24 protein-coding genes and 1 pseudogene are annotated in these 19,962 nt (G+C 61.5%); 24 read left to right on the top strand and 1 reads right to left on the bottom strand.

The window, feature by feature from the left end:
- Positions 1–74: 74 nt before the first annotated feature.
- The 19 genes and pseudogenes from rplN (at position 75) to dsbD (ending at position 11,440) form a co-directional block, all read left to right on the top strand.
- Positions 75–443 (top strand): 50S ribosomal protein L14, encoded by a 369-nt coding sequence (gene rplN / locus AB2N08_RS16960; RefSeq protein ID WP_183554239.1) that lies wholly within the window; start codon positions 75–77, stop codon positions 441–443.
- Between the two features lie 9 nt (positions 444–452).
- Positions 453–767: a 50S ribosomal protein L24 gene (rplX, locus tag AB2N08_RS16955; protein ID WP_343026459.1), complete on the top strand. Its 315-nt coding sequence runs from the start codon at positions 453–455 to the stop codon at positions 765–767.
- Between the two features lie 6 nt (positions 768–773).
- The gene (rplE, locus tag AB2N08_RS16950; RefSeq protein ID WP_290420453.1) at positions 774–1,313 is read left to right on the top strand and encodes a 50S ribosomal protein L5; all 540 of its coding nucleotides are present in this window, start codon (positions 774–776) and stop codon (positions 1,311–1,313) included.
- Between the two features lie 5 nt (positions 1,314–1,318).
- Positions 1,319–1,624 (top strand): 30S ribosomal protein S14, encoded by a 306-nt coding sequence (gene rpsN, locus AB2N08_RS16945; RefSeq protein ID WP_367612033.1) that lies wholly within the window; start codon positions 1,319–1,321, stop codon positions 1,622–1,624.
- A 14-nt stretch (positions 1,625–1,638) separates the two neighbouring features.
- The gene (rpsH, locus tag AB2N08_RS16940; protein ID WP_183554237.1) at positions 1,639–2,034 is read left to right on the top strand and encodes a 30S ribosomal protein S8; all 396 of its coding nucleotides are present in this window, start codon (positions 1,639–1,641) and stop codon (positions 2,032–2,034) included.
- A gap of 10 nt (positions 2,035–2,044) precedes the next feature.
- Positions 2,045–2,578, top strand: coding sequence for a 50S ribosomal protein L6 (rplF, locus tag AB2N08_RS16935; protein ID WP_367612031.1), 534 nt, complete (start codon positions 2,045–2,047; stop codon positions 2,576–2,578).
- Positions 2,579–2,589: 11 nt separating this feature from the next.
- Positions 2,590–2,952, top strand: a complete 363-nt coding sequence (gene rplR, locus AB2N08_RS16930) for a 50S ribosomal protein L18 (RefSeq protein ID WP_183554234.1) — start codon at positions 2,590–2,592, stop codon at positions 2,950–2,952.
- A 12-nt stretch (positions 2,953–2,964) separates the two neighbouring features.
- The gene (rpsE, locus tag AB2N08_RS16925) at positions 2,965–3,483 is read left to right on the top strand and encodes a 30S ribosomal protein S5 (protein ID WP_183554232.1); all 519 of its coding nucleotides are present in this window, start codon (positions 2,965–2,967) and stop codon (positions 3,481–3,483) included.
- Positions 3,484–3,494: 11 nt separating this feature from the next.
- Positions 3,495–3,674, top strand: a complete 180-nt coding sequence (gene rpmD, locus AB2N08_RS16920; RefSeq protein WP_123069947.1) for a 50S ribosomal protein L30 — start codon at positions 3,495–3,497, stop codon at positions 3,672–3,674.
- Between the two features lie 28 nt (positions 3,675–3,702).
- The gene (rplO, locus tag AB2N08_RS16915) at positions 3,703–4,134 is read left to right on the top strand and encodes a 50S ribosomal protein L15 (RefSeq protein WP_367612027.1); all 432 of its coding nucleotides are present in this window, start codon (positions 3,703–3,705) and stop codon (positions 4,132–4,134) included.
- A 28-nt stretch (positions 4,135–4,162) separates the two neighbouring features.
- Positions 4,163–5,497, top strand: coding sequence for a preprotein translocase subunit SecY (gene secY, locus AB2N08_RS16910; protein WP_367612025.1), 1,335 nt, complete (start codon positions 4,163–4,165; stop codon positions 5,495–5,497).
- Positions 5,498–5,518: 21 nt separating this feature from the next.
- Positions 5,519–5,727: pseudogene (infA, locus tag AB2N08_RS16905) on the top strand (translation initiation factor IF-1).
- Between the two features lie 39 nt (positions 5,728–5,766).
- Positions 5,767–5,880: a 50S ribosomal protein L36 gene (gene rpmJ, locus AB2N08_RS16900; RefSeq protein ID WP_005663407.1), complete on the top strand. Its 114-nt coding sequence runs from the start codon at positions 5,767–5,769 to the stop codon at positions 5,878–5,880.
- A 16-nt stretch (positions 5,881–5,896) separates the two neighbouring features.
- Entirely contained in the window at positions 5,897–6,262 is a 366-nt protein-coding gene (gene rpsM / locus AB2N08_RS16895) for a 30S ribosomal protein S13 (RefSeq protein ID WP_183554226.1), read from the top strand.
- A gap of 14 nt (positions 6,263–6,276) precedes the next feature.
- Complete coding sequence (gene rpsK / locus AB2N08_RS16890; protein ID WP_005663404.1) at positions 6,277–6,681, top strand: 30S ribosomal protein S11; 405 nt, start codon at positions 6,277–6,279, stop codon at positions 6,679–6,681.
- 249 nt (positions 6,682–6,930) lie between these two features.
- Positions 6,931–7,554 (top strand): 30S ribosomal protein S4, encoded by a 624-nt coding sequence (gene rpsD, locus AB2N08_RS16885; protein ID WP_183554224.1) that lies wholly within the window; start codon positions 6,931–6,933, stop codon positions 7,552–7,554.
- 316 nt (positions 7,555–7,870) lie between these two features.
- The gene (locus AB2N08_RS16880) at positions 7,871–8,848 is read left to right on the top strand and encodes a DNA-directed RNA polymerase subunit alpha (RefSeq protein ID WP_159627930.1); all 978 of its coding nucleotides are present in this window, start codon (positions 7,871–7,873) and stop codon (positions 8,846–8,848) included.
- Between the two features lie 186 nt (positions 8,849–9,034).
- Positions 9,035–9,430, top strand: coding sequence for a 50S ribosomal protein L17 (gene rplQ, locus AB2N08_RS16875; RefSeq protein WP_183554222.1), 396 nt, complete (start codon positions 9,035–9,037; stop codon positions 9,428–9,430).
- A gap of 126 nt (positions 9,431–9,556) precedes the next feature.
- The gene (dsbD, locus tag AB2N08_RS16870; RefSeq protein ID WP_367612019.1) at positions 9,557–11,440 is read left to right on the top strand and encodes a protein-disulfide reductase DsbD; all 1,884 of its coding nucleotides are present in this window, start codon (positions 9,557–9,559) and stop codon (positions 11,438–11,440) included.
- A 36-nt stretch (positions 11,441–11,476) separates the two neighbouring features.
- Here the strand turns inward: dsbD and AB2N08_RS16865 are convergent, their stop codons facing one another.
- Positions 11,477–12,007: a Spy/CpxP family protein refolding chaperone gene (locus AB2N08_RS16865; protein WP_367612017.1), complete on the bottom strand. Its 531-nt coding sequence runs from the start codon at positions 12,005–12,007 to the stop codon at positions 11,477–11,479.
- A 211-nt stretch (positions 12,008–12,218) separates the two neighbouring features.
- Between AB2N08_RS16865 and AB2N08_RS16860 the strand changes: the two genes are divergently transcribed.
- From AB2N08_RS16860 to AB2N08_RS16840, 5 genes are all read left to right on the top strand, one after another.
- Positions 12,219–12,947 carry a response regulator gene (locus tag AB2N08_RS16860; RefSeq protein WP_367612014.1) on the top strand — a complete coding sequence of 243 codons (729 nt, stop codon included), beginning with the start codon at positions 12,219–12,221 and terminating at the stop codon, positions 12,945–12,947.
- Positions 12,944–14,302, top strand: coding sequence for an ATP-binding protein (locus tag AB2N08_RS16855; RefSeq protein WP_367612013.1), 1,359 nt, complete (start codon positions 12,944–12,946; stop codon positions 14,300–14,302). Before AB2N08_RS16860 ends, AB2N08_RS16855 begins: the two co-directional genes overlap by 4 nt.
- A 122-nt stretch (positions 14,303–14,424) precedes the next feature.
- Positions 14,425–15,606: an efflux RND transporter periplasmic adaptor subunit gene (locus AB2N08_RS16850; protein WP_367612011.1), complete on the top strand. Its 1,182-nt coding sequence runs from the start codon at positions 14,425–14,427 to the stop codon at positions 15,604–15,606.
- Positions 15,603–18,710: an efflux RND transporter permease subunit gene (locus AB2N08_RS16845; protein WP_367612009.1), complete on the top strand. Its 3,108-nt coding sequence runs from the start codon at positions 15,603–15,605 to the stop codon at positions 18,708–18,710. The genes AB2N08_RS16850 and AB2N08_RS16845 overlap by 4 nt, the downstream gene beginning before the upstream one ends.
- A gap of 141 nt (positions 18,711–18,851) precedes the next feature.
- A complete protein-coding gene (locus AB2N08_RS16840; RefSeq protein WP_367612007.1) occupies positions 18,852–19,775 on the top strand; it encodes a hypothetical protein in 924 nt (307 codons plus the stop codon).
- Positions 19,776–19,962 lie beyond the last annotated feature (187 nt).

Raw genomic sequence — 19,962 nt, 5'->3', positions numbered from 1 at the left:
ACGGCGGGACCAAGACTGACCGCAGGCCCACACAATGTGGGGTTTCTTCGGCTTAAGTTGGGAAAGAAAATACTATGATTCAAACCGAAAGCCGGCTCGAAGTAGCCGACAACACGGGTGCAAAGGAAGTTCTGTGCATCAAGGTGTTGGGCGGCTCGAAGCGCCGTTACGCGAGCATTGGCGACATCATCAAGGTCACCGTTAAAGTCGCAGCCCCACGTGGCCGCGTCAAAAAAGGTGAAATTTACAATGCCGTGGTTGTGCGCACCGCTAAAGGTGTGCGCCGCCCGGATGGTTCCCTGGTCAAGTTCGACGGCAATGCCGCTGTCCTGCTGAACGCCAAGCTGGAGCCAATCGGTACCCGTATCTTCGGACCAGTGACGCGCGAGCTGCGCACTGAAAAGTTCATGAAGATCGTGTCGCTGGCACCTGAAGTTCTGTAAGGATTCGACATGGATAAGATTCGTAAAAACGACGAAGTCATCGTTCTGGCCGGGAAAGACAAGGGCAAGCGCGGTGTCGTTCAACAGCGTGTAGACGCTGAACACGTCATCGTCGAAGGCATCAACGTCGCTAAAAAAGCGACCAAGCCTAACCCGATGACCGGTGTTACTGGTGGTATCGTCGACAAGACAATGCCGATTCACGTGTCGAATGTCGCGCTGTTCAATGCAGCGACCGGCAAGGCAGACCGCGTTGGCTTCAAAGACCAGGACGGTAAAAAAGTCCGCGTCTTCAAGTCGAGCGGCGAAGTAGTGAAGGGGTAAGAATAAATGGCCCGTCTCCAAGCAATTTACAAAGAAAAAGTCGTCGCCGAGCTGACCGAGAAATTCGGTTACAAGTCGGTGATGGAAGTGCCACGTCTGACCAAGATCACCCTGAACATGGGTCTGTCGGAAGCAGTCGCTGACAAGAAGATCATCGAGCACGCCACTGGCGACCTGACGAAGATCGCCGGCCAGAAGCCAGTGGTCACCAAGGCACGCAAGGCAATCGCTGGTTTCAAGATCCGCGAAGGCTACCCGATCGGCACGATGGTGACCCTGCGCGGCGCCCGCATGTACGAATTCCTGGACCGTTTCATCACCGTGGCTCTGCCGCGCGTGCGTGACTTCCGCGGTGTCAATGGTAAATCGTTCGATGGTCGCGGCAACTACAACATCGGTGTCAAAGAACAGATCATCTTCCCAGAGATCGACTATGACAAGATCGATGCACTGCGTGGCATGAACATCTCGATCACCACGACTGCTAAGACCGACGAAGAAGCCAAAGCGCTGCTCGCCGCCTTCAAATTCCCGTTCAGGAACTAAGAGCAATGGCAAAACTTTCACTGATTAACCGCGAAAAGAAGCGTGCAGACCTGGTGGAGAAATTCGCCCCGAAGCGTGCCGCTCTGAAAGCGATCATCGACGACCAGTCGAAGACGGAAGAAGAACGCTACGAAGCGCGTCTGAAGCTGCAGGCTCTGCCGCGCAACTCGGCGCCGACCCGTCAGCGTAACCGCTGCGCCATCACTGGCCGTCCACGTGGCACTTTCCGTAAATTCGGTCTGGCACGTATTAAACTCCGCGAATTCGCCATGAAGGGCGAAATTCCTGGTATGACCAAAGCAAGCTGGTAATAGGAGAATATGCAATGAGTATGAGCGATCCTATCGCCGATATGCTGACCCGCATTCGCAACGCACAAGTTGTTCAGAAAACCACGGTCGCAATGCCGTCGTCAAAAGTCAAGGTTGCCATTGCCAACGTCCTGAAGGACGAGGGTTACATTGAGGATTTCGCTGTCACCTCCGAAGGTGGTAAAGCGGAACTGAAAATCGGTTTGAAGTATTACACTGGCCGTCCGGTCATCGAGCGCCTTGAGCGCGTGTCCCGTCCAGGCCTGCGTATCTACAAAGGTAAAGACGAGATCCCAACCGTCATGAACGGCCTGGGCGTGGCAATCGTGTCGACTCCGCAAGGCGTCATGACTGATCGCAAAGCGCGCGCTACCGGTGTCGGTGGCGAAGTGATTTGCTACGTGGCTTAAGGAGTAGACGATGTCTCGAGTAGCTAAGATGCCTATCGCCGTCCCTGCCGGTGCCGAAGTCGCGATCAACGCGTCGTCGATCACCGTCAAGGGCCCGCTGGGTACCCTGACCCAAGCCCTGAACGGCCTGGTCAAAGTGGAAAACAACAATGGCACGCTGACCTTCGACGTAGTCGACGAGTCGCGTGAATCGAACGCCATGTCCGGCACCCTGCGTGCTCTGGTCAACAACATGGTAACCGGCGTGACCAAGGGCTTCGAGAAGAAGCTGAACCTGGTCGGCGTGGGCTACAAGGCAGCAGTGCAGGGCAACGCCCTGAACCTGTCCCTGGGCTTCTCGCACCCGGTGCTGCACGCAATGCCGGAAGGCGTTACTGCAGCAACTCCGACCCCGACCGAGATCCTGATCAAGGGTATCGATCGTCAAAAGGTCGGCCAGGTTGCCGCTGAAGTTCGCGCTTACCGCTCGCCTGAGCCTTACAAAGGCAAGGGTGTCCGTTATTCGGACGAAGTGGTGAAGCTTAAAGAAACCAAGAAGAAATAATCGGAGCTGACATGGACAAGAAAGAATCACGTCTGCGTCGTGGACGTCAGACCCGCATCAAGATCTCGCAGCTTGGCGTGAACCGTCTGTCGGTTCACCGCACCAACCTGCATATCTATGCGAACCTGATCAGCCCGGACGCAAAAGTACTGGTGTCGGCTTCGACTCTGGAAGCTGAAGTGCGCGCCGAGCTGGCAGGTCAGACTGGCGCCGGCGGCAACGCTGCAGCAGCCGCTCTGGTCGGCAAGCGCGTCGCAGAAAAAGCACTGAAAGCAGGAATCACCGAAGTTGCGTTCGATCGCTCGGGTTTCCGTTACCACGGTCGGGTGAAGGCGCTGGCGGAAGCCGCGCGTGAAGCCGGTCTGAAGTTCTAAGGAAGAATCGTCATGGCAAAAATGCAAGCGAAAATGGCAAGCGACAAGCCGGATGATGGCATGCGCGAGAAAATGATCGCGATCAACCGCGTGACCAAAGTGGTCAAGGGTGGTCGTATCATGGGTTTTGCAGCGCTGACCGTTGTCGGTGACGGCGATGGCCGCATCGGCATGGGCAAAGGCAAGTCGAAAGAAGTTCCAGTCGGCGTGCAAAAAGCGATGGAAGAAGCCCGCCGCAACCTGATCAAGGTGCCACTCAAGAACGGTACCCTGCATCACACCGTGTCCGGTCGTCACGGCGCCTCGCGCGTCATGATGATGCCAGCGAAACCTGGTACCGGCGTGATCGCTGGTGGCGCAATGCGCGCTATCTTCGAAGTGATGGGCGTGACGGACGTGGTCGCTAAATCGACCGGCTCGTCGAATCCATACAACCTGGTGCGCGCAACTCTCGACGGTCTGTCGAAAATGAGCACTGCTTCCGACATCGCTGCCAAGCGCGGCAAGTCGGTCGAAGACATCCTGGGTTAAGGGGAAATCACATGGCTAACACCGTTAAAGTTCAGCTCGTCAAGGGCCTGATCGGTACCCGTCAGGATCACCGTGCCACCGTGCGCGGTCTGGGTCTGCGTCGCGTCAACTCGGTCTCCGAGTTGCAAGACACCCCGTCCGTGCGTGGCATGATCAACAAAGTATCGTACCTCGTGAAAGTTGTTTCGTAAGCCCTCGGGCTTGCGAACGGAGAAATCAATGGAACTCAATACCATTCAACCAGCTGACGGCGCCAAGCACTACAAGCGTCGCGTCGGCCGCGGTATCGGCTCTGGCCTGGGCAAGACTGCCGGTCGCGGTCACAAGGGTCAAAAGTCGCGTTCGGGCGGCTTCCACAAAGTCGGCTTCGAAGGCGGTCAAATGCCTCTGCAGCGTCGTCTGCCAAAGCGTGGTTTCAAATCGCTGAACGCAACGTTCAAGGCTGAAGTGCGTCTGTCCGATCTGAACAACCTGGCCGTCGGCGAAGTCGACATCCTGGTGCTCAAAGCGGCTGGCGTCCTGTCGGTTCTGGCACGTGACGTGCGCGTCATCCTGTCCGGCGAGATCACCAAAGCGGTGAACCTCAAAGGCCTGAAAGTGAGCGCCGGCGCTAAAGCGGCAATCGAAGCAGCTGGCGGCTCGGTCGCGTAAAGCGACTGCTGCCTGATCGGAGCAAAAATTGGCGACTAATTCACAACTTGGTAAAAGCGCCGCTTCCGGATTCCCATGGGCCCGGCTGTGGTTTTTGCTTGGCGCATTGGTCGTGTACCGCATCGGTGCTCACATCCCGGTTCCCGGGATTGACCCGGTGCAGCTCGCTGCGCTGTTCAAGCAGAACGAAGGCGGCATCCTGGGCATGTTCAACATGTTCTCGGGTGGCGCCTTGTCCCGCTTTACCGTGTTCGCGCTCGGCATCATGCCTTACATTTCGGCTTCGATCATCATGCAGCTCGCATCGATCGTTTCGCCGCAGCTCGAGGCATTGAAGAAAGAGGGCGAGTCCGGCCGCCGCAAGATCACCCAGTACACCCGTTACTTCACGGTTGCGCTGGCGTTGTTCCAGGCGTTCGGTATCGCAGTCGCGCTCGAAGCGCAGCCTGGCCTGGTCATTGACCCTGGTCTGGCTTTCCGCTTCGTCACCATCGTGACCCTCTTGACCGGCACCATGTTCTTGATGTGGCTGGGCGAGCAGATCACCGAGCGTGGTCTTGGCAATGGCATTTCGATCATCATCTTTGCCGGTATCGCAGCAGGTTTGCCGTCGGCGCTGGGTGGCTTGTTTACCCTAGTCTCGAACGGTTCGATCGGCAGCTTCTCGGCCATCCTGATCGTTCTGCTGATCGCTGCGGTGACGTATGCGGTGGTGTTCGTGGAACGCGGACAGCGCAAGATTCTGGTTAATTACGCGAAACGCCAGGTCGGCAACAAGATCTACGGTGGCCAAACCAGCCACCTGCCCTTGAAGCTGAACATGGCAGGCGTGATCCCGCCGATCTTCGCGTCGTCGATCATTCTGTTCCCGGCGACGATTGTCGACTGGTTCACCCGTGGCAAGGATTCCAGCGGCCCGGTGATCGGGTTCCTGAAGGATCTGGCGGCGTCGATGGCGCCGGGGGAACCAATCCACGCGTTGCTGTATGCGGTGGCGATCGTGTTCTTCTGCTTCTTCTATACCGCGCTGGTCTTTAACAGCAAGGAAACGGCGGACAACTTGAAGAAAAGTGGCGCGTTTGTACCGGGCATCCGTCCGGGTGATCAGACCGCTCGCTATATCGACAAGATCCTGATGCGCCTGACCCTGGCTGGTGCTGTCTACATCACCCTGGTGTGCCTGGTGCCGGAGTTCATGACCGCCCAGTGGAAGGTTCCCTTCTACTTCGGTGGCACGTCGCTCCTGATCATCGTTGTGGTGACGATGGACTTCATGGCACAAGTACAGAACTACGTCATGTCGCAGCAATATGATTCACTGCTGCGCAAGGCGAACTTCAAGGGTGGCGTCCCGACGCGATAAGTTGTCGGGTGCATGGCGCGAATGGCAGAAGACGATGTCATCCGAAGGCAAGGGGAGGGTTGAAAGACTCTCCCAAACGCGACGTTCCGCGTGAAGCTGGAAAACGAAATGTGGTCCTGGGGTCGAACTCGGGTAGAATGCGTGTTCGCTTCTGCCCGGGTGACCTGGTAACGGTGAAGTTCACCCCGTTTTCAAGGTCCCGGGCCCGCATCGTATTCGGCACCAAGTAAAAACACATCATCAAGTAAACGAACCGAAGAGAGTGCAAAATGAAAGTTAACGCTTCAGTCAAGCGGATCTGCCGCAACTGCAAGATCATCAAGCGCAAGGGCGTGGTCCGTGTGATCTGCGTCGAGCCGCGTCACAAGCAGCGTCAAGGTTAATTTCGAGGAATAACGAATGGCACGTATTGCAGGGGTTAACATCCCAAATCATCAGCACACTGTTATCGGCCTGACGGCGATCTACGGTGTTGGCCGTCCGCGTTCGCAGAAAATCTGCGACGCAACCGGTATCGCGACCACCAAAAAAGTCAAGGACCTGGACGATAACGAACTCGAGAAGCTGCGTGACGAAGTCGCGAAGTTTGTCGTGGAAGGCGATCTGCGCCGCGAACTGTCCATGAACATCAAGCGTCTGATGGACTTGGGCTGCTACCGCGGCATGCGTCACCGTAAGGGCCTGCCGGTCCGCGGTCAGCGTACCCGCACCAATGCTCGTACCCGTAAAGGTCCGCGCAAGGCAGCTCAATCGCTCAAGAAATAATCTAGGAACCGACTATGGCCAAGCAACAAAGCAGCGCGGCAGCAGCGCGCGTCCGCAAGAAAGTCAAGAAGAACGTTGCCGAGGGCATCGCCCACGTGCACGCGTCCTTCAACAACACGATCATCACGATCACCGATCGTCAGGGCAATGCTCTGTCGTGGGCAACTTCCGGCGGCGCCGGCTTCAAGGGTTCGCGCAAATCGACCCCGTTCGCAGCGCAGGTTGCTGCCGAAGCTGCTGGCAAGGTCGCTCAGGAATCGGGCGTGAAGAACCTGGAAGTGCGTATCAAGGGCCCAGGCCCAGGCCGTGAATCGGCTGTGCGCGCACTGAACAACCTCGGCATCAAGATCACCGAGATCCAGGACGTCACCCCAGTTCCACACAACGGTTGCCGTCCACCAAAGCGTCGCCGTATCTAAATTGCAGGGGAGGGTGGTTCGCCACCAGCCCATGTGATGGATGATCGATGCTCGGGGCGCATAGCCCCGTTGTGTTTTCAAGAAAAGCCGGTGCAGTTGCCCGTAAATGGGTTATACTGCCCGGCTCTTGTCGCCTGCCATCTTGGTGGCGGGTGATGCAAGCCACGTCCGGCCTGACTTTCCAGAGCTGGACTAGCGCCTGGGTGCATTTGTACTCTGGGGCGTGATCAATTATTAAAGGAATCTAACGTGGCACGTTATATCGGACCAAAAGCAAAACTGTCGCGCCGTGAAGGCACTGACCTGTTCCTCAAGAGCGCACGTCGCTCGCTCGACTCGAAGTGCAAACTGGACATCAAGCCAGGCCAGCACGGTGTCAAGTCGGGTGCCCGCACCTCGGACTACGGCAATCAGCTGCGCGAAAAGCAAAAAGTCAAGCGCATGTACGGCATCCTGGAACGCCAGTTCCGCCGCTACTTCGCCGAAGCATCGCGTCGCAAGGGTAACACCGGCGAAACGCTGCTGAAGCTGCTGGAAGCGCGTCTGGACAACGTGACGTACCGCATGGGTTTCGGTTCGACCCGCGCTGAAGCACGTCAGCTGGTCAGCCACAAAGCCTTCACCGTCAACGGCCAGGTCGTGAACATTGCTTCGTACCAGGTCAAGACCGGCGACGTCGTCGCTGTTCGTGAAAAGGCCAAGAAGCAAGTGCGTATCGCTGAAGCCCTGTCGCTGGCTGAGCAAATCGGTTTCCCAAGCTGGGTGTCGGTCGATGCCAAGAAGCTGGAAGGCACCTTCCGTTCGTTCCCAGAGCGTAACGAAATCGCTGCTGACGTCAACGAAGCGCTGATCGTCGAACTGTACTCGCGTTAATCGACCGCGACAGAGCCGACGTTGTCGGCTCCTGGCGGTCGTCCCCGCGCAGGCGGGGATCCAAGTTTGCTGGCTAGATCGAGCAACTTGGGTTCCCGCGGGGCCGCCGAGGCCTACGCGGGAACGACGGGAGTGGTTGTGCGAGCGCAGCGGTCTCGGACCGGCACCCGCAAAGAACAGCAAATTCTCCGGAATCAAAGTTTCTTCCTCACCGTCGCACCCAATTCGTTTTACCGCCTGCTCCGGCAGGCGTTTTCCATCAAGCCATCAGCCTTATCGGTGTAACGAGCCGAGGGTATTGAAAAGGACTACGTTCATGCAAAATAGTTTGTTGAAGCCACGTATCATCGACGTCGAAGCACTGGGCGCCGGCCATGCGAAAGTTGTGATGGAGCCGTTCGAGCGTGGCTATGGCCACACCCTCGGCAACGCACTGCGCCGCGTGCTGCTGTCGTCGATGGTTGGCTACGCGCCGACCGAAGTGACGATCGCTGGTGTCGTGCATGAATACTCGTCGCTCGATGGCGTCCAGGAAGACGTCGTCGACCTGCTGCTGAACCTGAAGGGCGTGGTCTTCAAAGTCCACAACCGCGACTCGGTCAACCTGACCCTGAAGAAGGAAGGCGAAGGCGCCGTCCTGGCATCGGACATCGACCTGCCGCACGACGTCGAGCTGGTCAATCCGGATCACGTGATCGCTCACCTGACCGCCGGTGGCAAGCTGGACATGCAGATCAAGGTCGAAAAAGGCCGTGGCTATGTGCCGGGCAACGTCCGTCGCCTGTCGGAAGACACCAACAAGACCATCGGCCGCATCATCCTGGACGCCTCGTTCTCGCCAGTGCGCCGCGTGTCGTACGCTGTTGAATCGGCCCGTGTCGAACAGCGTACCGACCTGGACAAGCTGATCATCAACATCGAAACGAACGGCGTTATCACCCCAGAAGAAGCGATCCGCCAGTCGGCCCGCGTCCTGGTTGACCAGCTGAACGTGTTCGCTGCCCTGGAAGGCACCGAAGCCGCCGCGGAAGCACCATCGCGCGCACCGCTGGTCGATCCGATCCTGCTGCGTCCAGTCGACGACCTGGAACTGACCGTCCGTTCGGCCAACTGCCTGAAAGCAGAAAACATCTACTACATCGGCGACCTGATCCAGCGTTCGGAAAACGAACTGCTCAAGACGCCAAACCTGGGCCGCAAGTCGCTCAACGAAATCAAGGAAGTCCTTGCTTCGCGCGGCCTGACCCTGGGCATGAAACTCGAAAACTGGCCACCAGCCGGCCTGGAGAAATAATATTCATCCGAAAGTACACACCTACTTTCGGATGGAATCAGACAAAAAGGACTGGCAGAGCCAGATCCTTTTTGGATGAAAAACGTAGTAAAACCCTAACCCCGAACCGGTCCGCGGACGTGCTCTTACTGATAAGGGCACGAACGATCGAAGAACTGGCATTGAAAACACCCGAAAGGAATTACCATGCGTCACCGTCACGGCCTTCGTAAGCTGAATCGTACCTCGTCCCACCGTCTGGCAATGCTGCGCAACATGACTGTTTCGCTGCTGCGTCATGAAGCCATCAAGACCACCGTCCCAAAAGCCAAGGAACTGCGTCGCGTCATCGAACCGATCCTGACCCTGGGCAAGACTGACACCCTGGCGAACAAGCGCCTGGCCTTCGCTCGCCTGCGCGACCGCGAAATGGTCCTGAAGCTGTTCGCTGAGCTGGGTCCACGCTACGCAAACCGCAACGGCGGCTACCTGCGTATCCTGAAGATGGGTTTCCGCGTTGGCGACAATGCACCAATGGCTTACGTCGAACTGCTGGATCGTCCAGAAGTGACTTCGGAAGAAGAAGCACCGACCGCCGAGTAATCGACTGTCGTTTGAAAAGACCAGGCTTCGGCCTGGTTTTTTTTCGCCTGTCGATCGGGCCTGCCCCGCACGCCCCAGGCAGCCGGTGTACCATGCCCGTGCTCTGTCACAAACCAATCGATCTCCATGCCCCGATTCCTCCTTCGGCACTGGCTTGCCGCCTGCCTGACGCTGTTTGCCTTCTTCACGCTGTTCGCCGCTGCGCCAGCCCGCGCCGCCGAGGCATTCCTCGATCCCGCCGTGGCCTTCAAATTCGAGGCGCGCATGGCCGATCCGCACACGGCCGAAGTCACGTACCAGATCGCGCCGGCCTACTATATGTACCGCGAGCGCTTCGCTTTCAAGTCGAGCAACCCGACCGTCAAGCTGGGCGCGCCGGCGATTCCGCCCGGCACCGTGAAGTATGACCAGACGTTCGAGAAGGACGTGGAAACCTACAAGGGCGTGCTGACGATCCGTATCCCGGTCGAGGGCGACGGCGCGTTCACGTTGATCGCGACCAGCCAGGGATGCGCCGACGCTGGCCTGTGCTATCCGCCGCAAGACCATACCGCCAGCCTGAGCGCGGGGGAGGGCGGCGCCGCGCCGCCAGCGCTGCCGATCGGCGCCGCAGTGCCACGGGGCGGCGTGTCGACGCCGCTGTCGGCCACGCCAATGGCCGACTCAGTCCCGGCCGCGCCCATCGCGCCGGCAGACGCCTCGCCGGCCTCGCCATCAGCACCACCAGCACCACCATCGCCACCTGCGCAATCCGACCTCTCCAATATCGCCGGCATCCTCGGCGGCGGCAGCCTGCTCGCGATCGTCCCCGCGTTCATCCTGCTGGGCCTGGGTTTGGCCTTTACGCCGTGCGTGCTGCCGATGGTGCCGATCCTGTCGTCGATCATCGTGGGCGAGGGCAAGAACGTCAGCCGCGCGCGCGGCCTGCTGCTGTCAGTGACGTATTCGCTGGGCATGGCGATCGTGTACACGCTGCTGGGCGTGGCTGCCGGCCTGGCTGGCGAAGGCCTGGCCGCCGCGCTGCAAAATCCCTGGGTGCTGGGCACCTTCGCCTTGCTGATCGTGGCGATGTCGCTGTCGATGTTCGGTTTCTATCAGTTACAACTTCCGACCGCGCTGCAGACCAGCTTGAGCAATGCGTCCAACCGCCAGCAGTCTGGCAAGCTTGCCGGCGTGTTCGCGATGGGCGCCATCTCGGCACTGATCGTCGGCCCGTGCGTGGCCGCGCCGCTGGCCGGCGCGCTGGTCTACATCAGCCAGACGCGTGACGTGTTCCTTGGCGGCGCGGCGCTGTTCTCGATGGCGGTGGGGATGAGCATTCCGCTGCTGCTGGTGGGCGTCTCGGCCGGCGCGCTCCTGCCTCGCGTGGGCGCGTGGATGGAGTCGGTCAAGCGCCTGTTCGGCGTGCTGATGCTGGCGATGGCGATCTGGCTCGTCTCGCCCGTGATCCCGGCGGTAGCGCAGATGCTGCTGTGGGCCGCGTTGCTGCTGGGGTATGGTTTCTACCTGCTGCGCCACACGCGCCACTGGGCCGCGATGGCCTTTGGCGCCGCGTTCGCGCTGATGGGCGGCATGCAGCTGGCGGGCGTGGCCAGCGGCGGGCGTGATGCATTTGCGCCTCTGGCGCACCTGAGCGGCGCGCAGGGGAACCACGGACTCCAGTTCACCCGCATCAAGACGGTCGACCAGCTCGACGCGGCCCTGGTGGCCAATGCCGGCAAGACGGTCATGCTCGACTTTTATGCCGACTGGTGCGTGTCCTGCAAGGAGATGGAAAAGTTCACCTTCGTCGATCCAACGGTGCAGGCCAGGCTGGTCGGTACGGTGCTGCTGCAGGTCGACGTGACGGCCAACGATGCGGCGGACAAGGCGATGCTCAAGCGCTTCGGCCTGTTCGGGCCGCCGGGCATCATCCTGTTTGACGGGCATGGGAAAGAGATTGCCGATAGCCGGGTGATCGGCTATCAGAATGCAGAGAAGTTCAAGACGTCGCTGGAGCGTTTGAAATGACGTCGGGTCGGCGGCAACGCCGCCGACCCGACTCAATCACGCGTGTGCGCGATGCTGGTGATGCCGCCCACCCTTGCGGTGCTTGGCCTGCGCATCAAAGGTCTTGCGCTGCTCTGGCGTCAGCACCGCATAGAAGCTGTTCAGCGCCGTCAAACGCGACTCCATATGCGCGGTGCGCGCTTTCTGCATGGCGATCTGCTTCTCCATGCGCTGCGGCGCGCTCAAGCTGGCCCAGGCGGCGCGGTCCGGACGGCCAGCGCGGTCGCCTTTCTTCGCGGGCGCCTGGCTGGCAACAAACGCATCCCATGCGGGTTTTTGCTGCGCATTGAGGTTCAGCGCCGTCTGCAGCCTGGCTTGGTGCTCGGCGCGCTTCTGCGCCATCTTGGCGTGGCGCTCGCCCGCCTTGGCTTGCCATTCGGCCTTCTTGGCCACGCGCTGCTCGGCGCTCAAGGTCGATGCCTGGCGGCCGTCAGCAGGGGCGGCGCTCTGGGCCTGGGCGCCGACGGCGCCGCCAAGCAGACCGGCAGCGGTGAAGGCGATCACGAGGTGTTTGCGAAGGGTGTTCATGGTGGATCCTTTGTGTGAGAGTCTGTGGGCTGTGCATCCCTGGCCGGGCATTTGAAACGCTTGCTGCACAGGACCCATCGTGGGTCAAAACTGTAACCACGGCATTTCCCCGGCCGCACACTTTGTATCCATATGTTTCGCGCCCATCGGCTTATACAGAGCGATACAAAAACTTCCTCCGGGGTTGTCATAAATTCGGATAATTGCGGTTATGGATAATCCCTCTACGATTCTGATCGTCGACGACGACCGCGACATCCGCACGCTGCTGGCCGACTACCTCGAGTCGAACGGCTACCGGACGCTGGCCGCCCCCGACGGCAACGCGATGTGGAAGACGCTCGACGAAACGCGTCCCGACCTCATCGTGCTCGACCTGAACATGCCCGGCGACGATGGCCTGACGCTGTGCCGCAAGCTGCGCGCCACCTCGAGCCTGCCGGTGATCATGCTCACCGCCCGCAACGAACCGCTCGACCGCATCCTGGGCCTCGAAATGGGCGCCGACGACTATCTGCCCAAGCCGTTCGAGCCGCGCGAGCTGCTGGCGCGCATCCGCAGCGTGCTGCGCCGCTCGCACGCCATGCCGTCCAATACGCCATCCGAGAATGTGCAGCAGATGCGCTTCTCGGGCTGGACGCTCGACCTTACCGCGCGCCACCTGCTGAACCCGGATGGCATCGTCATCATGCTCTCGGGCGCCGAGTTCCGCCTGCTGCGCGTGTTCCTCGAGCACCCGAACCGGGTACTCAACCGCGACCAGCTGCTCAACCTCACGCAAGGCCGCGACGCCGATCCGTTCGACCGCTCGATCGACATCCAGATCAGCCGCCTGCGCCAGAAGCTGGGCGAAGACGCGCGCATGCCACAGATTATCAAGACCGTGCGCAACGGCGGCTATGTGCTGGCCGGGCAGGTGACCGTGGAGCCGGCGGCGTGAAAGCGTTCTTCGGGTCGATGACCGGCCGCGTGTTCGTCACGCTGTTGCTGGGTATCCTGACCTCGGTCGCGCTCACGCAACTGGCCGCCGACTACCAGCGCATGCGCGACTACGAGCGCAATCGCGATGCGAATGCGCTCGAGCGCGCCGAGCAGCTGATCATGGCCACCGAGATCGTGCCGGCCTCGGCGCGCTCGATCTATCTCGACGTCGCCAACCGCCCTGGCCTGCAGCTCGAGGTGGGCGAGGCGCTGCACAAGCCGGCGCCGGCGACCTGGTTCGCCCGTTCGCTGGCCACGCGCCTGGGCAAGGGCTATCAGGTGTTCTCGGCAGCGGGGCGTCCCGCACCCTGCGATGCCCCGCTGGAATTCCCCGTGATGTATGGCCTGATCACCATGACCTGGCAAGGCGCCTGCGAGATGCTCAATGTGCGCCTGCGCGACGGCGCGGTGCTGCATCTGTCGGTGCTGCCGCCGCGCCAGCCCAACAATCCCGACACCGATTTTCGCGGCATCTTCGGCCTGTTCCTGGCCAGCCTCGCGGTGCTGGCCTACCTGGTCGCCCGCATGACCGCGCGCCCGTTCAAGCAGCTCGCACAGGCCGCACAAGACCTCGGCCAGGACATCAACCGCCCGCCGCTCGACCTGGTCGGCGCGATCGAGATCCGCCAGGCCAGCGCCGCCTTCAATGCGATGCAGGCGCGCATCCGCCAGTACATCTTCCAGCGCACGCAGATGCTGGCCGCGATCACACATGATTTGCAGACACCCCTCACGCGCATGCGCCTGCGGCTCGAGAAGGTGTCCGATACCGAACTGCAGGAGCGACTGATCGGCGACCTGTCGGCGATGCAGCAAATGGTGCGCGAAGGCCTGGTGCTGGCGCGCAGCATGGACACGACCGAGACGATGCAGATGATGGACCTCGACTCGCTGCTCGAGGCGGTGTGCGCCGACGCGACCGACGCCGGCCAGGCCGTCACACTCACTGGCAAGGCCTCGATGGCGGTGCTGGGCCGGCCGATCGACATGCGCCGCTGCCTGGTCAACCTGATCGACAACGCGGTCAAGTACGGGCGCGAGGCGCGGGTGAACGTCGACCGTACGAGCGGCACCGCGCGCATCCGGATCCGCGACAACGGCCCCGGTATTCCGCGCAGTGAACTGATTCGGGTGTTCGATCCGTTCTACCGCGTCGAGACGTCGCGCTCGCGCGAATCGGGCGGCACGGGCCTGGGCCTGACGATCGCGCGCAATATCACCGAGCAGCACGGCGGGAGCATCAGCCTGGCGAACCACCCGGAAGGCGGGCTCGAAGTGACGCTGATGCTGCCGGCGTACTACCCGAATAAATAAAGTCGTCAAAACCAACAAGCAAAAATAAAGACGTAATAACAGTGTGGGACAATGCGCGCGCACGGCGCATCAAGCACATCATCAATGGAAAGAGCCGTCGGCACTGGCGGCAAGGGACAAGCATGAACAAGAAAAATGTCGGCGTCATCGCCGTCGTGGCGGCGTTGGTCGTGGCCGGTGGCTGGTATCTCAATCAGGGCAATGCGGCCGAGGCCGAAAAAGCTGGCGCCCAAGGGCCGGGCGGCGGTCCGCCACCGGTGACCGTCAACGTGGTCAAGCCCGAGCGGCGCGACGTGGGCGTCGAGCTCTTCGCCAACGGCACCGTGACCCCGCTGCGCACCGTGAACCTGCATCCGCAAACCGTCACCACGATCCGCAAGGTCCACATCCGGGAAGGCCAGTTCGTCAAGGAAGGCGAATTGATGTTCTCGCTCGACGACCGCGCCGACCTGGCCAACGTCGCGCGCGCCGAAGCACAGGTGGCGCGCGACCGTGCCACGCTGGCCGACCTCGATCGCCAGTACAAGCGCAGCCAGGAACTGGTGTCGCAAAACTTCCTGGCCCAGAGCGCGCTCGACTCCTTGCTCAGTCAAGTTGAAGCCCAGCGCGCGCTGGTGCAGTCGAACCAGGCCGCGATGCGCGCGACGCAGGTCAGCGCCAGCTACACGTCGATCCGCGCGCCGATGTCGGGTCGCGTGGGCGCCATCGACGTCCACCCGGGCGCGCTGGTCCAGATGACGACATCGCTGACCACGATCACCCAGCTCGACCCGATCAATGTCTCGTTCACGCTGCCCGAATCGACCCTCGGCGCGCTGCTCGGCGCCCAGAAAGCCGGCAATGTCGACGTCCTCGTGACGGCTGGCGCCGATGCGAAACCGGTCGCTGGCCGCCTGAGCTTCATCGACAATGCCGTCGATGCACAGGCCGGCACCATCCGCGTCAAGGGCGAATTCTCCAACAACGACACGTCGCTGTGGCCGGGCCAGTACGTCACCGCGCGCGTGGTCGTGCAGACGCTCAAGGACGCCGTCGTGATCCCGCAAACGGCGATCATCACGGCCACCAACGGCACGTTCGTGTACGTGCTGGCTGACGGCAACTCGGCCCGTCAGGTGCCGGTCAAGCGCGTGTATGCATTTGGCGACCACGCCGCCGTCACCGGCCTGACGGGCAACGAGCAGGTGATCACCGAAGGCAAGCAGAACCTGCGCCCGGGCGGAAAGGTGCGCCTGGCCGAAGTTGTCAAACCTGCGGTCAAGCCTGCGGCCGCCCCGCAACCCAAGCAGGGTGAGCAGGCATGAACCTGTCCGAACTGTGTATCCGCCGTCCGGTGATGGTGGTGCTGCTGTCGATCAGCCTGGTGCTGGTCGGCATCCTGTCGTACATGAAGATCCCGGTCGCCGCGCTGCCGAGCTATAACACGCCGGTCATCAACGTCTCGGCCAACCTGCCCGGCGCCAGCCCCGAGACGATGGCCTCGTCGGTCGCGCTGCCGCTCGAGAAGCAATTCTCGACCATCGCCGGCATCAAGCTGATCACGTCGAGCAGCACCCAGGGAGACACCAATATCACGCTCGAATTCGACACCGAAATCGATGTCGACAAGGCAGCTGTGGATGTCCAGGCCGCGCTGCTGGTGGCCCAGCGCCGCCTGCCCCTTGAAATGACCGAACTGCCGGCCTACCGCAAGGTCAACCCGGCCGACGCCCCGATCCTGTTCATGCACCTGACCTCGCCGTCAATGGACCTCTCGGAGCTGAACGATTACGCCGAGAACCTGATCTCGCCGGCGATCTCTACCGTGCAGGGCGTGTCGCAAGTCTCGATCAATGGCGGCAAGCGTTTCGCGGTGCGCGTGCGCGCCAAGTCCGACCTGATGAACGCCCGCAATATCTCGATGGACGAACTGGCCGCAGCCTTGCGCGCGGCCAACTCGAACACGCCACTGGGCATCCTCGACGGCCCGACCCAGGCGCTGACCATCCAGGGCGGCGGCCAGCTCATGAAAGCGGCCGACTTCGCCAACCTGATCGTCGCCACGCGCGAGGGGCTGCCGGTGCGCCTGAAAGACATCGCCGACGTGCAAGACAGCTACCAGTCGGTCAAGGCCATGGGTAGCCTGAACGGTGAGCGCTCGATCTCGCTGATGGTGCAGCGCCAGCCGAATGCCAATACGGTCGAGGTGGTCGACGCCGTGCGCGCGCTGATCCCGCGTTTCGAAGGGCAATTGCCGGCCTCGATCAAGATCGAGCTCGTCAACGATCGCTCGCTGTCGATCCGCGAAGCGATCCACGATGTCAACCTGACCTTGCTGGGCACGGTGCTGCTGGTGATCCTGGTCATTTTCCTGTTCCTGCACCGCGCGGCCGCCACGTTCATCCCTGCGGTGACGGTGCCGATTTCGTTGCTGGGCGCGCTGTCCCTCCTGTATTGGCTGGGCTATAGCCTCGACAATATCTCGCTGCTGGGCATCACGCTGGCCGTGGGCCTGGTCGTCGACGATGCCATCGTGGTGCTGGAAAACATCGTGCGCCACATGGAGATGGGCAAGAAGCCGATGCAGGCCTCGCTCATCGGTGCGCGCGAAATGGGCTTTACCATCATCTCGATCTCGATCTCGCTGGTGGCCGTGTTCATCCCGATCTTCTTCATGCCGGGCGTGATCGGCCTGCTGTTCCGAGAATTCGCCGTGATCGTCGGCCTGGCCGTGATGGTCTCGGCCGTCGTGTCGCTCACACTCGTGCCAATGCTGTGCTCGCGCCTGCTCAAGGATGGCGGCCACGTCGATCCAAAAGACATGTCGTGGATCGGTCGCCGCTTCGAAGCCATGTTCACCAATGTGCGCAACGGTTATGGCCGCACGCTCGACACGGCGCTGCGCCACCGCTTTCTGGTGCTGATGCTGGCGCTGGGCACCTTCGTGCTGACGGCCGTGCTGTACATGACCATGCCAAAGGGCTTCTTCCCCGAAGAAGACATCGGCCAGATCCGCGTGAACGTCGAGGCGTCCGAAGACACGTCGTCGGTCGCGCTGGCCGAACTGCAGGGCAAGGTCGTCGACATCGTCCGCGCCAATCCCTACGTGCAGGACACCACCTCGTTCAGCGGCGGCGGCAACACGGGCCGCATGTTCCTGGTGCTCAAGCCGCGCGGCGAACGCCCGCCGATGGATCTCGTGATCGACGACCTGCGCAAGGCCACGCGCGCCGTGCCGGGCGTGCAAGTGTTCATGTCGCCCCAGCAAAACCTGCAACTGGGTGGACGCCAGAGCAAGGCGCGCTACCAGTACACGCTGCAAAGCGTCTCTGGCGGCGAGATCGGTGGCTGGGCCGAGCGGTTCCTGGAGGGCATGCGCATGGACGCGCGCTTCCGCGACGTCAACAGCGATTCGCAAAACAAGGCCCTGCAGGCAACGGTGGATATCGACCGTGACAAGGCGGCATTGCTGGGCCTGGAGATGGACGATATCCGCACCGTGATGTACGCCTCGTTCGGCGAACGCCAGGTCTCGACCATCTATTCCACCGCCGCCAGCTACTACGTGATTCTGGAAGCGGCCGCCAGCGACCGCTACTACGACGAAGCGCTGTCGCGCGTATCGGTGCGTTCAAAATCGGGCGACCTCGTCAAACTGTCGAGCATCGCCACCGTGCGCCGCACGGTCGGCCCGCTGCAGGTCAATCACCAGGGGCAACTGCAGGCGATCACGCTGTCGTTCAACCTGGCCCCGGGCGTGCCGCTGGGCGACGCCACCGCCGCCATCGAACAGATGGGCGCGCAGATGAAGTTGCCGGCGTCCGTGATCGCCACCTACGGCGGCGACGCGGCGGTGTTCCAGGATACGCAGTCGAGCCAATTGATCCTGATCCTGACGGCCATCGGCGTCATCTACGTGCTGCTGGGCGTGCTGTATGAAAGCTATATCCACCCGCTCACGATCCTGGCCGGCTTGCCGTCGGCGGCGGTCGGTGCGCTGCTGACGTTGTGGATCTTCGACAAGGACCTGACGCTGATCGCGATGATCGGCATCCTGATGCTCATTGGTATCGTCAAGAAAAACGCCATCATGATGATCGACTTCGCACTCGACGCGCAGCGCAATCTCGGCATGAGTCCCCAGGAGGCGATTCGCGAAGCGTGCATCCTGCGCTTCCGCCCGATCCTGATGACGACGCTGGCCGCGCTGATGGGCGCGCTGCCGATCGCGCTGGGCATTGGCGCCGGCGCCGAGCTGCGCCAGCCGCTGGGCCTGGCGGTGTGCGGCGGCTTGATCTTCTCGCAAGTGATCACGCTGTACATCACGCCCGTGATCTACCTGTACCTCGACCGTTTCAGCGGCACCGGGCCGATGACCGACGAACAGCTGGCGAAGGCCGACGATGTCCCGGCTGCCCAGCATGCTTGACGCTGGAAACATTTGGTAACAACCATCAACGCCAGTGGCGGGGCTGCCCGCTCGCTGGCGTGATGCGTTGGCCCTGTAAAACGGTTAGACTGCGGCTCTCTGCTGTTTTTTTAGACGTCGCTTCCAGGATACCGATCTACCTTGCGTGACCATTCCCACTCCTACGACCAGGACAGCGAAGTTTGCTCCCACTGCGGGCAGCCGTTGGCACGTCCGGCGCCTCACTACGAGCGCAAAGGATCCGGCCGGGCCGGCCTGATCGGTACGATCGCGCTGCACTTGCTGTTGCTCGCGATCTTTATCTTCAAGCCGCCTGAAAAAGAACAGAAAACAGCGCGCCCGGCGTCCGACCGCGAAACCGACGTCGTGTTCGTCCAGCCATTGCAACAGCCGACCAAGGCGCAGCGCGAGCAAAAGCCGAAGCCGACGCCAAAACCATCGCCACGGCGTGAAACGCCACGGCCGACGCCGCCGGAACGCGTGTTCGTCCAGCGCTTGCCGGACACAATCACCATTCCCGACGAAAAGCCGGTCGAGCGCACCCCGCCGCCACAGCCGCCGCAGCCGAAAACCGAGGTTCCGCCCGAGATGGACATGGCGGCCTACGTGAAAGCCCAGCGCGAACGGCGCGGCGCGCCGACCGGCAGCGAAGTGGAAACACCGGAAAGCGACGCGGCCCGCGGCAACCGCAACGCGCTGGCGAACATCGCCGCGATCAACGGCCGCGGCCGCGACGACAGCAACGAGTCGGGCGGCATCTTCTCGGTGACGAACAAAACGTTCAATACGATGGACCTGAAGTTCCGCGGCTGGAACCCGACCTTCAAGCGGCGCTGGCTGACGGCCGTGACGGTGGAGCAGGGCAGCGAGCGCGACATCGAAACAGCCGTGATCAAGAAGATGATCGAGCTGATCCGCAAGGAAAAGAACGGCGACTTCGAGTGGGATTCGCACCGCCTGGGGCGCGTGGTCAAGCTCAGCGCGCGGCCGGCGGACGAGGCGCGGTTGACCGAGTTCTTGTATAAGGAGATGTTCCCGGAGTACCGGGCGCCGCCTGGGCGCTGATGTCGGCGGCGGCGGCGGTGCGGGCTTGGATTCCCGCCTCCGCGGGAATGACGGTTTCAGGGTGAGCGGCCAATCGCCAAGTCGACGACACGCATCTTTCGCACGTCGTTCCCGCGAAGGCGCACTGCTGTCCGGAATAATTTGCTTGACTTAGGAAGTAGGGGTTGCAGGCATTGGTTTACGAGGG

Origin of the sequence: Massilia aurea, from assembly GCF_040790145.1 — a bacterium.
GTDB lineage: Bacteria > Pseudomonadota > Gammaproteobacteria > Burkholderiales > Burkholderiaceae_D > Telluria > Telluria aurea_C.
Note: the sequence above shows the minus strand (reverse complement) of the source record. Positions and strands in the feature narration are given on the sequence as shown.